Here is a 13,045-nt window from a genome sequence, read left to right as displayed (position 1 = left end):
CCGGGCTGGCGACGACGGGAGACGGCGGGACCTCCTACTCTCGGGTACACCAGCGTTACCAGCGCTGTCCTGGCCTGTCTTCCGCGAGGAGTGACCCGATGCGAGTCGCCGCGATCGTGTTCTCGACGGTGCTCACCCTGGTCGCGGTCGCGCTCGTCGCGCGAACCGTCGCCACCATGGTCGGCGTGATCCGGCTCGGCCAGCCGGCGATCGGTCGTACGAATGAACCGGCACAGCGCTGGCGGACCATGCTGGTCGAGACGCTGGCCCACACGAGGCTGCGGAAGTGGTCGCTGGTGGGGGCCGCCCACTGGTTCGTCTTTGTCGGGTTCGGGTTCCTGTTCCTCACCCTGGTCACGGCGTACGGTCAGATCTATGCGGGAGCCGACTGGGCGTTGCCGCTGATCGGACACTGGTGGCCGTACGAGATCGTCGCCGAACTCGTTGCCCTCCTGACACTTCTCGGCATCGCCTTCCTCATCGTGGTCCGCCAGCTGGTCCATCCGCGGCGGCTCGGGCGGCTCAGCAGGTTCGCGGGATCGACGTTCTGGCAGGCCTACTACGTCGAGTACACGATCGTCGCGATTGCCGCGTGCATCCTGGTGTTGCGCGGCCTCGAGGGAGCGCTCGCAGGTGGCGGCTGGTCGCTACATCACGTGGTGAGCTATCCGCTGGCCATTGCTTTCGCGGGCCTGAGCCCGGACGCAGTGGCCACCACGATCATCGCCGTCGCAACCGTCAAGATCGCGGTGTCGATGGCGTGGGCCATCGTGATCGCGGTGAACCCGACGATGGGGGTGGCGTGGCACCGGTTCACCGCGTTCTTCAACATCTGGTTCAAACGGAACGCCGACGGACGGGATGCCCTTGGTGCGTTGCCGGTGATGCACTCGGCGGGGAAGCCGATCGACTTCGAGGATCCCGGCGAGGACGACATCTTCGGCGCCGGCGCGGTCGAAAACTTCACCTGGAAAGGGCTTCTCGACTTCACGACCTGCACCGAGTGCGGGCGCTGCCAGTCGGTGTGCCCGGCATGGAACACCGGAAAGCCCTTGTCGCCCAAGGGTTTCGTGATGGACCTGCGCAATCACGCGTACGCGAAGGCGCCCTTCCTGCAGGCCTCGGAGGAGGCGCGGGCCGCGCTGCCCGATGCTGTGAAGGCTGAGGCCGACCGCGGCCTGGTCGGTTCGGTCGACGAGGGTTTTGTCATCGACTCCGACGTGTTGTGGTCGTGCACCACGTGCGGTGCCTGCGTGGAGCAATGCCCCGTTGACATCGAACACGTCGACCACATCGCCGACATGCGCCGTCATCAGGTACTGGTGGAGTCGGAGTTTCCGAGCGAGCTCAACCAACTCTTCCGCGGCCTGGAGAGCAAGGGGAATCCGTGGAACATGCCGCCGTCGGCGCGTCTTGACTGGACGAAAGGGCTGCCGTTCGAGGTGCCCGTGCTGGGTGGTGAGGTCGGGTCGCTCGGCGAGGTGGAGTATCTGTTCTGGGTCGGGTGCGCGGGTGCGTACGACGATCGCGCGAAGCGGACCACGCGCGCGGTGGCCGAGCTGTTGCACACGGCGGGCGTGTCGTTCGCGGTGCTGGGCGAGGCGGAGACGTGCACGGGCGATCCGGCGCGCCGGTCGGGCAACGAGTTCGTCTACCAGATGCTCGCGCAGCAGAACGTCGAGACGCTCCGCGAGGCCGGCGCGACGAAGGCGGTCGTGACATGTGCGCACTGCTTCAACGCGATCAAGAACGAGTATCGCCAGCTTGGTCTGGAACTCGAGGTCGTGCACCACACGCAGCTGCTGAACCGGCTTGTCCGGGAGGGACGGCTGACGCCGGTCGCGCCTGAGGCCGGCGCGGGCAACGGCTCGGCGTCCCAGCCGATCACGTATCACGATCCGTGTTACCTCGGCCGGCACAACCAGGTGTACGAACCACCGCGTGAACTCCTCGGCGCCCTGCCCGGGGTGGAGGTCCGCGAGATGCCGCGCAGCGGGAGTCGGTCGTTCTGCTGTGGTGCGGGCGGTGCGCGGATGTGGATGGAGGAGAACATCGGCACCCGGGTCAACCTCGCCCGTACGACCGAAGCGGTCGACACCGGTGCCGAACGCATCGCGACCGGCTGCCCTTTCTGTTCGGTGATGCTGGGTGACGGGCTGACACAGAAGCAGTCGGACGGTACGGCGGGGGACAACGTCGAGGTGATCGACGTGGCGCAACTGCTGCTGGAGTCCGTACGCCGCGGAACCCTTGCTCCCCGGGAAGACCAGGACGCCGCCGCCTCGACCGACTGAACTGCGCCGCCCGCGCCCTCTCCCGTGATCATGATCGTGATCATGAATGTTTTGCCGGTGTATACGTCGCTTTTCCTTCATGATCATGGAACGGTCGGCTCATCGGCTCATCGGCTCATCGGCTCATCGGCTCATCGGCTCATCGGCATCGGCTCGGCAACTGGCTCGGCTGGAACGGTCGGCTGATCGGCTCGGCTGGAGCGGTCGGCTGATCGGCTCAGCTGATCGAGGGTGCACGGCGAACCGGTACGGATCAGGACGCCTCAGTGCTGGCGACGACCGCGAGGTAGGCCTCCTGCAGGTGCTGGCGAACGGTCTTGCCAGGCGGAGTGCCGCCGGGACGCTCCGGGCTGCCCACCGGGCTGTCCACCGGGCTGTCCACCGGGCTGTCCAGGTGTTCCTCGCGGAGCTCGGCCATGAACCGGTCCCACAGTTCGGAGCCGCCCTCGTCCAACAAGCGTGCCCGCACGGACAGCTCCTCGCTGACCGGCAGCCATTTGCTTCCCCAGGCGCCGAGCGCCGCCATGATCGGTACGAGTTCGATCGCGGGTTCGGTGAGGCTGTAGATCGCCTTCTGCTTGTGGGTGGGGTCGTCGCGCTTGGTGAGCATGCCTACCTCGACCAGCCGCTTCAGTCGGTTGGCGAGGATGTTGGAGGCGATCTTCTCCTGCGATCCGTTCAGGAGTTCGCGGAAGTGTCGGCGGCCGCCGAAGATCATGTCGCGAAGGATGAGCAGGCTCCACTTGTCGCCGAGGATCTCGAGCGACAGGTTGATGGGGCATCCCGACCGGTGCGACTCGGTCATTCAAGGGCCTCCACACGACTGGTTGCATTTCGAGAGCAGTTTACCTAGGATCGCAACTGCTTGCGAAGTGCAAGCGGTTTCTGGACGCCAAGGGGTCGAGCGACCAGGAGGTTCGCTGACATGGCCACGTTCGTACTCATCCATGGCGCCGGTGACACCGGCTGGTACTGGCACCTGCTCGAGCCTGAGCTGCGCGCGCGGGGACACGATGTCGTTGCTCCCGACCTGCCGATCGACGACGACGCCGCAGGTCTCGAGGAGTACGCCGACGCAGTGGTCGCGGCCGTCGAGGGCCGGAGGGATCTGGTCGTGGTCGCGCAGTCGGCCGGCGGGTTCACCGCGCCGTTGGTCGCCGATCGGCTTCCGGTCGAGGTGCTGGTCCTGGTGGCTGCGATGATCCCCGCTCCCGGCGAGCCACCGCGCGACTGGTGGGACAACACCGGGTGCGGGCCGGCGGTGCGGGAGCAGGCGGCGCGCGACGCTGGCAGGACTGGTCACGAGGACCCGTTCGTCAGCTTCTACCACGACGTACCGCGTCGCCTGGCGGAGGAGGCGTTGTCCAGGGAGCGGCGGCAGTCGACGACTCCTGGCGACGCCCCGTGGCCCTTGGACGCGTGGCCGGACGTACCGACGAGATTCGTCCTGTGCACCGAGGATCGCTTCTTCCCGCCGGAGTTCCTTCGCCGGCACGCCGCCCAGCGACTCGGCATCACCCCCGACGAGATCGCCGCCGGCCACTGCGTCGCGCTCAGCCGCCCGAAGGAACTGGCCGACATGCTGGCCAGCTACGTCGCGCCGCGATAGACGCCGTACGAGCAAGTCACCCGTACGAACAGAATCGGCACCCGAGAGAGGGGTCGCGTCATGGCCAAGCTGATCTACACGTCGATCATGTCGCTCGACGGCTACATCGAGGACGAGGACGGCACGTTCGACTGGAGCATGCCCGATGAGGAGGTACACGCCTTCATCAACGAGCATGAAGGGCCGCTCGGCACCTATCTCTACGGGCGCAGGATGTACGAGACCATGGCCGGCTGGGAGACCGACGCCACACTCGCCGAACAGTCGCCGCTCATGCGGGACTTCGCGACCCTCTGGCAGGCCGCCGACAAGGTGGTGTACTCCAGGACGCTCGAGCAGGTCTCCACCGCCAGGACGCGGATCGAGCGGGACTTCGATCCCGAAGCGGTCCGGCAGTTGAAGCAGGCGGCCACCCGGGATCTCGCCGTCTCCGGCCCCGAACTCGCCGCTCATGCGTTCAAGGCCGGGTTGGTCGACGAGTGTCATCTGTTCGTCTCGCCCATCATGGTCGGAGGCGGGAAGCGGTCTCTTCCCGAAGGCGTACGCCTGAAGCTCGACCTGCTCGACGAGCGCCGGTTCGGCAACGGCGTGGTGTACCTCCGCTACCGCACTGGGACGTGAGGTCGGCCCGGCCCCCTGAGGATCGGCGCGGCCCCGCCTCCCGAGGATCAGGCCCGGCCTCCTGAGGATCCGCCGACACCGCGCGGTCAGGAAGCCGACGCCGCATATCCGGACCCGCCGCCCCGCCGACGTCACTCGACGCTTGACATGACGTCGTTATGACGCCACCATGGCGTCATGGAACTTACACCGTACGTCGAAAGCATTCGCCGCGACCTGACAGTCGCCGCGGAGGTGGCGGGTCAGGATGCCCGTGCCGCCGCGGAGCGACTGACCGCCGCGCTGGACGCCGCCGTACGGCTCGCGCTCATGGATGCGCTCTCCACTGCCGCAGACGAGGTCACCCGTGAACTCGCCCCCGGTTCGGTGGAGGTCAGGCTCCGCGGACGCGAGCCGGAGTTCGTGGTGTCCATGCCCCCGAGCGTTCCGGAACCGCCGGGTCCCCCCGGCCCGCCGCCCGGACCACCCCCCATCCCCGATGCCGAGCAGGGCACCGCCCGCGTGACGCTCCGGCTCCCCGAGTCACTGAAGGCGCGGGCCGAGGAGGCCGCCGCCCGCGCGGGCGTGTCGGTCAACACCTGGCTCGTCCGTGCGGTGGGCGTCGCACTGGAGGAAGCGTCGGCCGCCGACAGCCGAGGCGGCCGGGGCGGTCGACGGGACCGAGACGACCGCATGCGAGGACGTCGCGGCCCGCAGATCGGCCAACACTTCTCCGGTTGGGCCCGCTGACCGGACCGGCCACACAAGCTGCCCGCACCACAGCCCCGCACCGTGTGCGCCTGCGCAGCAGGCGAGCACAACCCCCGCACCGCAAGCGCCCGCACGACAGCCGCCGGCACCACGCGGCAGGTTCGCCCGTCCCCACACCACGACGCCGAGAGCGGAGTTCGTCATGCCTACTTTTCCCACTCCTGAACCCATCACCCTGCGGCTCAAGCTGAACTCCGGCGAGGCCCACATCAGCGCGGGGCCCCGTACGGAGACCGAGGTCGAGGTCCTCCCGAGCAACCCGAGCGACTCGCGCGACGTCGAAACCGCCCAGCACACCGCGGTCGAGCACCGCGACGGCGTGGTCGTCGTCGAGGCACCTGACGACCGGAGCTTCGGTCGTACCGGCTCGATCACCGTCCGGGTCTCCCTCCCGGACGGGTCCGCGGTACGGGGGTCGGTGGCATCCGCCGACGTCGGCGCCGACGGGCGGCTGGGTGCTGTGGAGTTGCACTCCGCGTCCGGCGACCTTCGCATCGATCACGCCGGCGACGTGACGATCCAGACCGCGAGTGGCGACGTCTTCTGCCGCCAGGTCGACGGTGACGCCAAGGTCCAGACGGCATCCGGTGACCTCCAGATCGCCACGGTGGCCGGACGCGCGCAGCTGTCCACGGCATCTGGCGATGCACGCCTCGACGACGTAGGCGGAGACCTCCGCCTACAGGCCGCGTCGGGCGACCTCCAGGTCGGCACCATCGGTGGGTCGGTCGACGCGAAAACCGCCTCAGGAGATGTACGCATCGGATCCGTACGCCAGGGCGAGGCGTCCGTCGACGCGGCCTCGGGCGACATCCAGGTCGGCATCGCCGCGGGTACAGCCGCCTGGCTTGACCTGTCCTCCCTGTCAGGTGACGTGAGCTCGGCGCTCGACCAGGCCGACGAGCCCGATGACAGCGAGCTCACAGTGTCGGTGCGTGCTCGTACGCTCAGCGGAGACATCTCGATCGTGCGCGCCCGCTGAGCCGCGCCTGCTCCTTGCCCAACCGCCGGGCCCCGTCCGGCTCGACGCCACCGACCTTCCCACCGAACCCCATATCGACCTTCGCCGTCCTGTGGGCGGGCGCTGCCCGCCCACCCGGACAGCCGCGCCCTGTCCTCCCACCGCACGTTCCGCCAGAAGGAGTTGTCCCACGATGATGAACGACCACGCCATCTACGAACTCGCCAAGTCCCGCCAGGCCGACCTGCTCGCCGAAGCAACCATGAGCCGGTCCGTACGCCGCTCGCGCCTCCACCGGCGCACCCGCCACGAACGCGTGCTGCGCGGCCTGAGACGGACGTTCGCGCTGGCCCTCCGCCGCTTGGCCAACCGGGTCGAACCCGCCCATCCGCCGCAGCGCGCCACCTTGCCGGCACAACGGCGCCGGCGTGGCGACCGGCCGGCCGTCGTCAGTCGGGCGTGAGCCTCCGGCGCCGTCTCGCGGGTTGCGACCTGCCGCCTTCAGCCGGGGCGTGATCAGCCGGCCGACGCGGCGGGTGCGACCTGCCGCAGTCAGTCGGGGGTGATCGGCCCGCGCGGCGGGTGCGACCTGCCGCAGTCAGTCGAGTGCGAGCAGCGCCTGCACGGGCCAGTGGTCCGACCCCCACCGACCGTCGACCGTGCGGGTGTTGATCGCCGCCGCCTGCACCCGCGTATCCGGCCGGACGAGGATCCAGTCGATCCGGTCGCCGCCTTCTACCGCCGGCTCGTAGCCGTGGTAGGTCGCGTACGCGGGTGTCAGGCGGTCGTTCGCTGCCGACCAGGTGTCGACCAGCCCGGCGCCGGTGGTCAACGTGTCATACGGCGTGGACGCCTCGGCCGCGACGTTGAAGTCGCCCGTGACGATGACCGGCAGGGCGGGGTCGAAGGCGGCGAGCCGTTCGGCCACCAGCTCCGCGCCCAGGCGCTGCGCCTTGTCCACCGCGTGGTCGAGATGGGTGTTGAGGACCACGAAGTCCCGCCCGGTCACCCGGTCGCGGAACCGGATCCAGGTCGCCATGCGTACCACCTTGTTGCCCCATGACGACGACCCGATCTCCGCCGGAGTGTCGGAGAGCCAGAAGTGGTCGAACTCCCGTGGGTCGAGCCGGCGGACGTCGAAGAAAACGGCCATGAACTCTCCACGGCTGCCGCCTTCGCGTCCGGTGCCGATCCACTCGTAGTGCGTCGGCAGGTCGGCGCTGATGTCGCGCAGCTGGTGATAGAGCCCTTCCTGCGTACCGATCACGGTCGGCGCTTGGGACCGGAGCACCGCGGCGGTCGCGGCACGGCGGTCGGCCCACGGATCGTGGAGCCCGTCGCTTCCCACCCGCACGTTGAACGACATGACGTGCACGGCGGGTGCCTCGCTTGGCCCGATGAGGGGCTCGGGACCTGGCCCGTTGGCGGGCGCCGTGGAGGGGTCCGGGTCGACGGTCGACGGGGTGGTTTCCTGGTGTCTCGGCACGATCCCAGTCAAGCCAGGTCGTTCGACTGTCGGCCAGCCGAGGCCTGACAAGTGGACACCGTAGGAGGACTCGACGCGGTCGAACGCCTGAACTGGACACCTTCGGGCCGCCGGTGTCCCGCCAGCCGGCTTCGCGGTCGGCACACCCGTCGGGCGTTTGTGGGCAGGCTGGCCGAGACCGGTTAGCGCACTCCACGGCGACCCGCGGATGTGGGCAAGGTCAACAGTGAACCTGCCTCGTCGCCGGCCGAAGGGCCTTACCGACATGCTCACCGAGATCTTCACGAGTGACGCGCTCGCGACCCACCTGCCGGAGCCGGGCGGATGGCGTCCGGTGCCCGACGTCGACGACCGCGCCTTCTGGTCCGGCATCGATGACACGACCCGGCGCGCACACCTCGCCGCTGCCGAGGACCTCTGCCAGGGTCCATGGCCCGAGCTGCCGGCGACCCTGTGGCTGGACTTCCGGCGTACCGGGAACCGGGTCCGCTACCAGGACCCCGCCTTTGCGAGGCGTTCGCGGCTCGCCGCCGCCGTCATCGCCGCCTGCCTCACCGACGAGGACCGCTGGCACGAGGAGGTCCTCGACGGTGTCTGGCTGCTCTGCGAGGAGACGTCGTGGTGCATCCCGGCGCACGACCTCTCCCACAGTAGGGACAATGCGGAGCGCGCCGATCGCGGCAAGGATCTGCCGGATCCGGGGAACCCGACGTTGGACCTCTTTGCGGCGGAGACGGGTTCGCTGTTGGCATGGACGTACGCCGTGCTCGCCGACCGGTTGCGGGAACGTTCCCACTCGGCGGTGCAACGCCTGGTCGACGAGGTACGCACGCGCATCCTCGTCCCGCAACGTACGGTTGACAGCTGGGTGTGGTTCGGCCGGGTCCGCCCGCATGTCAACAACTGGAACCCGTGGATCAACTCCAACGTCCTCGCGTGTTCGCTGCTCCTCGACGACGATCCCGCCGACATCCAGCTCACCGTGGAACGCGCGGTCGAAGGACTCGAGGTGTTCGTGGGCGGCTATCTCCCCGACGGCGCGTGCACGGAGGGCCACAGTTACTGGTGGCGGGCGGGTGCGTCGCTCGCGGAGTGCCTGGAGACGCTGTACTCCGCGACGGGCGGTGCACTCGATGGTTTCGGCGTACCACTCGTCCAGAGGATCGGCCGCTATCCGCACGGCGTCCACATCGCCGACCGGTGGTACGTCAACGTCTCCGACGGCCCGGCAAGCATCGATGGCCGGGCGGCGTGTGGGCACGTCCTCTACCGCTACGGCGTACGGATCGGCGACGACGAGGTGGTCGCGCACGGGCGTTCCCTGCGCGGGCCGGATGGCCCCGTCGTCGAACCCGGAACTCCGCTCGGCCGCTGTCTGCTCGCCCTCGCCGACGCCGAGTGGCGGGCCGAGCCGGCGCGTCCCGCGCCGCTGGTAGCCGAGACGTGGTGGCCGAACACCCAGTTGCTCGTCGCCCGTACGTACGCCCGACGCGACGACGGCCTGCTGCTCTCGGTCAAGGGCGGGCACAACGCCGAGGACCACAACCACAACGACGTGGGCACGGTCCTCGTCGCGGTGGACGGGCATCCGGTGCTGGTCGACGCCGGTGTCGGGGAGTACACCGCGACGACGTTCTCCGCACGCCGCTACGAGATCTGGAGCCTGCGCAGCACCCACCACAACGTGCCGCTCATCAACGGCCACGACCAGCCGCCCGGTGCGGAGTTCGCCGCGCGGGACGTCGAACTGACTCGCGACGGCGTTGACCGGGTGGGCCTGCGGTTGGATCTCGCCGGCGCCTATCCGGCCGAGGCGGGCTGCCGGGCATGGGTACGCGAGGTCACGCTGGACCGGTCGGTCGGCGACGGCCGGGTCGTCCTGTCCGACGCATGGGAGCTCGACGGATCGCCGTCCGACGTACGTCTTCACTTCATCGCCTCGGGCGAACCGGACGCAACGGCCGGATCCGGCGTCGTCCGCGTACCGGGTGTCAAGCGTGGACTGACGATCGGTTACGACCCTGCGCTCATTGACGTCTCGGCCGAACGCATCGCGCTCGACGACCGGCGGCTCGAGCAGGTCTGGGGCGGGCCTTACCTCTGGCGGCTCGCCCTGGTCGTGCGAACGCCCGAGAGGTCAGGCGCAGTGCGTCTCGTCCTCGATCCCGCGTAGCAGCGCACGCCGACGCCGACGCCGACGCTGAACGGTCCGGGCCGTCAGGTCGCCGTCCCGCTGAACTCCGCCCGCCAGCGACGAACCTGTCGATCAGCGTCGTACAGGTCGTCGATGCGTACGACCTCGAGTCCGTCGTGGGCGAACGCCTCCACCTCGGCGCGCGTCAGCGGCCACGGTGGCTGGCCGACAGCGGGTTCGGACTCCTCGCGGGCGGCGGCGATCACGAGCAGCGTGCCGCCCGGAGCGACGAGGCGCGCGACCTGCCGGATCGCATCGGGGCGGAACGCGTCCGGCAGGGACTGGACGGTCAGGCTCTCGACCACCAGGTCGTACGCGCCGTACCACTCCGGCGGCGGCGCCAGCAGGTCGGCGGTGAGGTAGCGCACGGTTGAGTCAGGGAAGCGTTCCCGGGCGGCGCGCACCGCGGACTCCGCGATGTCGAAAGCTGTCGTGGTGAAGCCGAGGCTGCTGACGAACTCGGCGTCGTGGCCCGGGCCGAAGCCGACGACGAGCGCGCGCCCGCCCCTGCCGTCGAGGCCACGCGCCCGCGCCCAGTCCACGAGCATCGGGTGCGGCGTTCCGCGATCCCACGGCACCACCGCTGCGCCCTCCTCGGCTGCCGCGTAGAGGCGTTCGAACCAGCCCGTCGGATCGTCGGCCGCGAGGGACTCCCTGGCCAGGCGTCGCGCCTCGGCGTCGGGATCCGGGGTCGTCACGCTGACTCCATGGCTGCCAGGGTACGGATGACGAAAGGTGTGGTGTCATGGGCGCCATGGCCCCGGTGGAACCACGTCAGATCGGCATCGTGCTCTTCGACGGCGTGGAGGAACTCGACGCCATCGGCCCGTGGGACGTCCTCGCCCACTGGGCCCGCCGATATCCCGACGACGGGTTCGCCGTCTCCTGCGTCTCCCGCGACGGCGGCCCAGTCGAGTGTGCGAAGGGCCTGACGGTCCGCGCCCATCATTCGTACGCCGATGCTCCTGGATTCGAGGTTCTGCTCCACCCCGGCGGGCGCGGCACCCGACCGCTGGTGCGGGACGAGGCGCATCTGGCGTGGGTACGGCGGCAGCGCGAGAACGTCGCGCTGATGACGAGTGTCTGTACTGGTTCGCTGGTCTACGCCGCCGCGGGACTGCTCGCCGGGCGCCCGGCGACCACCCACTGGGGCGCGGTCGACGAGCTCGCCGAGCTCGATCCGAGCGTCACGGTTCGCGCTGAGGAACGGTTCGTCGACGACGGCGACATGATCACCTCGGCGGGCGTCTCCGCCGGTATCGACATGGCGCTCCACCTGGTCTCCCGGCTGGCCGGGGTGGAGCGGGCCCGGCAGGTCCGGCGCGGCATCCAGTACGACCCGGCGCCTCCGGTCTGACGTGCCGCCGCGGCCCCTGGGCGTCAGATGTCGGGCCAGGGTCAGATGTCGGGCCGGGTCAGAGGGTCAGATGTCGGGCTGGGTCAGATGTCGGCGCGGTAGAAATTGCGGTACGACTTGGACGGCGTCGGCCCCCGCTGGTCCTGGTAGCGGGACCCGTGCTGGGTTGATCCGTACGGGTACTCCGCCGGTGAGGAAAGCCGGAAGAAGCACAGCTGCCCGATCTTCATGCCCGGCCAGAGCTTGATCGGCAATGTGGCAACGTTGGACAGCTCGAGCGTGACGTGGCCGGAGAAGCCGGGATCGATCCAGCCGGCCGTCGAGTGGGTGAGCAGGCCCAGCCGTCCGAGGCTCGACTTGCCCTCCAGCCGGGCGGCGATGTCGTCGGGCAGCGTGATGATCTCGTACGTCGAGGCGAGGACGAACTCGCCCGGGTGCAGGATGAACGCCTCGCCCTTCTCGCACTCGACGAGCCTGGTCAGGTCGGGCTGCTCCTCGGCGGGGTCGATGTGGGGGTAGCGGTGGTTCTCGAAGACCCGGAAGAACCGGTCCATGCGTACGTCCACGCTGGACGGCTGGACCAGCGTCGGGTCGAACGGGTCGAGCACCACCCGGGCCTTGTCGAGCTCGAGGCGGATATCACGATCGGAGAGGAGCACATTCGCAACCTACCGAACGCACACCGTCCGAGTTGACCCGGCGCGGCGCTCGGCGCGCCGGGTGCGGGTGGCGGCCGCAGCGCAGGGTCCGCGCCGCGGGGGTCCGCGCCGCGGGGGCGCGCGGCGCGGAGGTGCGCGGTGCGGAGGTGCGCGGCGCGGGCGTGGCGACTGGCGGCAGGCGGTGGTGGTGCCGGCTGGGAGCGAAGGTGTCGGCGGTCCGCGAACGGGCGGAGGTGGGTAGTATCCTGAGCCGGTCGTCGTCCGTTCCGGTCCATGCGGACTCGGAGTGGGGCGGCGTCGTGCGGGTGTAGTTCAATGGCAGAACATCAGCTTCCCAAGCTGACAGTGGGAGTTCGATTCTCCTCACCCGCTCCAACCCTGAAGGCCTAGGTCAGAGCCATGATCAGCTCGCCTGGGTCGTCGTTGTGAAGCCCTGAGAACGAGCGGCGGGCCATTAGCGGGCCATTAGCCCACGCGGGCCAGCATGCCCGCAGTGCCGTCATCGTCCGGGCCATCGTTGGCTCCGTCACGGTCGGAGGCGTTCGGGTCGGCAGGCGTCGAGCTGAGCATTCAGGGCCTCCGCCACTGCTCGGTCCGCTTCCCTCGTGGCGTGTTGGTAGATGATCGCGGCGCTCATCGAGTCGTGCCCCATCCGCGCCATCAGGTCGCGGGTGCTCACCCTGGTCGCAGCTGCCAGCGTGTTTCCGGTGTGTCGAAGATCGTGGAAGTGCAGACCCGGCGCGCCGACGCTCTCAACGACCTTCTTCCACTCCACCATCTTGTTGAAGTTCCCTCGCCGGATCACCGCGCCTGCGGGACCCGTGAACACGAACGAAGCCGGCGCTGCCTTCACGTACAAGTCGAGGTGATGCTGAAGGGTGCGCACGATTGTCATCGGGATCGTGACAGTGCGAATCCCGGCTCGGGACTTTGGCGGACCGAGGATCATCCCCTGCCCCCGCACCTCGTTGTACGCCTGGCGTACCCGCACGATCAAGCTCGGGTCAGGGGTCGTCGGGTTTCTCTCTCGTCGATCGAGCACCGAAGGCATACCCGGAACCTGGACAAGGGTGCAAGGCCAAGCCGCAAGGGTCTCCGATGTCGAGCCTTGCAC

General features: G+C 69.2%; 13 protein-coding genes and 1 tRNA gene. 9 read left to right on the top strand and 5 right to left on the bottom strand.

The window, feature by feature from the left end; genetic code table 11:
* Window positions 1–98: 98 nt before the first annotated feature.
* Complete coding sequence (locus ABN034_RS19845; protein ID WP_349692483.1) at window positions 99–2,294, top strand: (Fe-S)-binding protein; 2,196 nt, start codon at window positions 99–101, stop codon at window positions 2,292–2,294.
* Between the two features lie 253 nt (window positions 2,295–2,547).
* Here ABN034_RS19845 and ABN034_RS19840 read toward each other — a convergent pair whose 3' ends face one another.
* Entirely contained in the window at window positions 2,548–3,099 is a 552-nt protein-coding gene (locus tag ABN034_RS19840) for a winged helix-turn-helix transcriptional regulator (protein ID WP_349692482.1), read from the bottom strand.
* A gap of 120 nt (window positions 3,100–3,219) precedes the next feature.
* Here ABN034_RS19840 and ABN034_RS19835 point away from each other — a divergent pair, with 120 nt between their 5' ends.
* The 5 genes from ABN034_RS19835 to ABN034_RS19815 all read left to right on the top strand — a co-directional run bounded on the left by ABN034_RS19835 (window position 3,220) and on the right by ABN034_RS19815 (window position 6,698).
* The gene (locus ABN034_RS19835; protein ID WP_349692481.1) at window positions 3,220–3,903 is read left to right on the top strand and encodes an alpha/beta fold hydrolase; all 684 of its coding nucleotides are present in this window, start codon (window positions 3,220–3,222) and stop codon (window positions 3,901–3,903) included.
* A 60-nt stretch (window positions 3,904–3,963) separates the two neighbouring features.
* Window positions 3,964–4,524, top strand: coding sequence for a dihydrofolate reductase family protein (locus ABN034_RS19830; protein ID WP_349692480.1), 561 nt, complete (start codon window positions 3,964–3,966; stop codon window positions 4,522–4,524).
* Window positions 4,525–4,701: 177 nt separating this feature from the next.
* On the top strand, window positions 4,702–5,253 hold the full coding sequence (locus ABN034_RS19825) for a toxin-antitoxin system HicB family antitoxin (protein WP_349692479.1): 552 nt from the start codon (window positions 4,702–4,704) through the stop codon (window positions 5,251–5,253).
* 163 nt (window positions 5,254–5,416) lie between these two features.
* Window positions 5,417–6,256: a DUF4097 family beta strand repeat-containing protein gene (locus ABN034_RS19820; protein ID WP_349692478.1), complete on the top strand. Its 840-nt coding sequence runs from the start codon at window positions 5,417–5,419 to the stop codon at window positions 6,254–6,256.
* A 172-nt stretch (window positions 6,257–6,428) separates the two neighbouring features.
* A complete protein-coding gene (locus tag ABN034_RS19815) occupies window positions 6,429–6,698 on the top strand; it encodes a hypothetical protein (protein WP_349692477.1) in 270 nt (89 codons plus the stop codon).
* A gap of 135 nt (window positions 6,699–6,833) precedes the next feature.
* On the opposite strand, the gene ABN034_RS19810 is transcribed toward ABN034_RS19815, so the two are convergent.
* The gene (locus ABN034_RS19810) at window positions 6,834–7,721 is read right to left on the bottom strand and encodes an endonuclease/exonuclease/phosphatase family protein (protein ID WP_349692476.1); all 888 of its coding nucleotides are present in this window, start codon (window positions 7,719–7,721) and stop codon (window positions 6,834–6,836) included.
* Window positions 7,722–7,947: 226 nt separating this feature from the next.
* Here ABN034_RS19810 and ABN034_RS19805 point away from each other — a divergent pair, with 226 nt between their 5' ends.
* Window positions 7,948–9,894 (top strand): heparinase II/III family protein, encoded by a 1,947-nt coding sequence (locus ABN034_RS19805; RefSeq protein ID WP_349692475.1) that lies wholly within the window; start codon window positions 7,948–7,950, stop codon window positions 9,892–9,894.
* Window positions 9,895–9,938: 44 nt separating this feature from the next.
* Here ABN034_RS19805 and ABN034_RS19800 read toward each other — a convergent pair whose 3' ends face one another.
* Entirely contained in the window at window positions 9,939–10,613 is a 675-nt protein-coding gene (locus ABN034_RS19800; protein WP_349692474.1) for a class I SAM-dependent methyltransferase, read from the bottom strand.
* Between the two features lie 47 nt (window positions 10,614–10,660).
* Between ABN034_RS19800 and ABN034_RS19795 the strand changes: the two genes are divergently transcribed.
* Window positions 10,661–11,272, top strand: coding sequence for a DJ-1/PfpI family protein (locus tag ABN034_RS19795; RefSeq protein WP_349692473.1), 612 nt, complete (start codon window positions 10,661–10,663; stop codon window positions 11,270–11,272).
* Between the two features lie 83 nt (window positions 11,273–11,355).
* On the opposite strand, the gene dcd is transcribed toward ABN034_RS19795, so the two are convergent.
* On the bottom strand, window positions 11,356–11,931 hold the full coding sequence (gene dcd / locus ABN034_RS19790; protein WP_349328252.1) for a dCTP deaminase: 576 nt from the start codon (window positions 11,929–11,931) through the stop codon (window positions 11,356–11,358).
* 301 nt (window positions 11,932–12,232) lie between these two features.
* On the opposite strand from dcd, the gene ABN034_RS19785 reads away from it, so the two are divergent.
* Window positions 12,233–12,306: transfer RNA gene (locus ABN034_RS19785), tRNA-Gly, on the top strand.
* 151 nt (window positions 12,307–12,457) lie between these two features.
* On the opposite strand, the gene ABN034_RS19780 is transcribed toward ABN034_RS19785, so the two are convergent.
* On the bottom strand, window positions 12,458–12,982 hold the full coding sequence (locus tag ABN034_RS19780; RefSeq protein WP_349692472.1) for a tyrosine-type recombinase/integrase: 525 nt from the start codon (window positions 12,980–12,982) through the stop codon (window positions 12,458–12,460).
* Between the last annotated feature and the right edge of the window lie 63 nt (window positions 12,983–13,045).

It is taken from the genome of Actinopolymorpha sp. B11F2 (assembly GCF_040195635.1).
In the GTDB taxonomy this organism is placed as follows: domain Bacteria; phylum Actinomycetota; class Actinomycetes; order Propionibacteriales; family Actinopolymorphaceae; genus Thermasporomyces.
This window is presented reverse-complemented; position numbering and strand designations above follow the sequence as displayed.

Bases quoted from the DNA above. Each gene is read 5' to 3' on its own strand.
- ABN034_RS19815 (WP_349692477.1), top strand. From the start codon at position 6,429: ATGATGAACGACCACGCCATCTACGAACTCGCCAAGTCCCGCCAGGCC.
- ABN034_RS19780 (WP_349692472.1), bottom strand. From the start codon at position 12,982: ATGCCTTCGGTGCTCGATCGACGAGAGAGAAACCCGACGACCCCTGAC.
- ABN034_RS19845 (WP_349692483.1), top strand. From the start codon at position 99: ATGCGAGTCGCCGCGATCGTGTTCTCGACGGTGCTCACCCTGGTCGCG.
- ABN034_RS19835 (WP_349692481.1), top strand. From the start codon at position 3,220: ATGGCCACGTTCGTACTCATCCATGGCGCCGGTGACACCGGCTGGTAC.
- ABN034_RS19795 (WP_349692473.1), top strand. From the start codon at position 10,661: ATGGGCGCCATGGCCCCGGTGGAACCACGTCAGATCGGCATCGTGCTC.
- ABN034_RS19825 (WP_349692479.1), top strand. From the start codon at position 4,702: ATGGAACTTACACCGTACGTCGAAAGCATTCGCCGCGACCTGACAGTC.
- ABN034_RS19830 (WP_349692480.1), top strand. From the start codon at position 3,964: ATGGCCAAGCTGATCTACACGTCGATCATGTCGCTCGACGGCTACATC.
- ABN034_RS19840 (WP_349692482.1), bottom strand. From the start codon at position 3,099: ATGACCGAGTCGCACCGGTCGGGATGCCCCATCAACCTGTCGCTCGAG.
- ABN034_RS19820 (WP_349692478.1), top strand. From the start codon at position 5,417: ATGCCTACTTTTCCCACTCCTGAACCCATCACCCTGCGGCTCAAGCTG.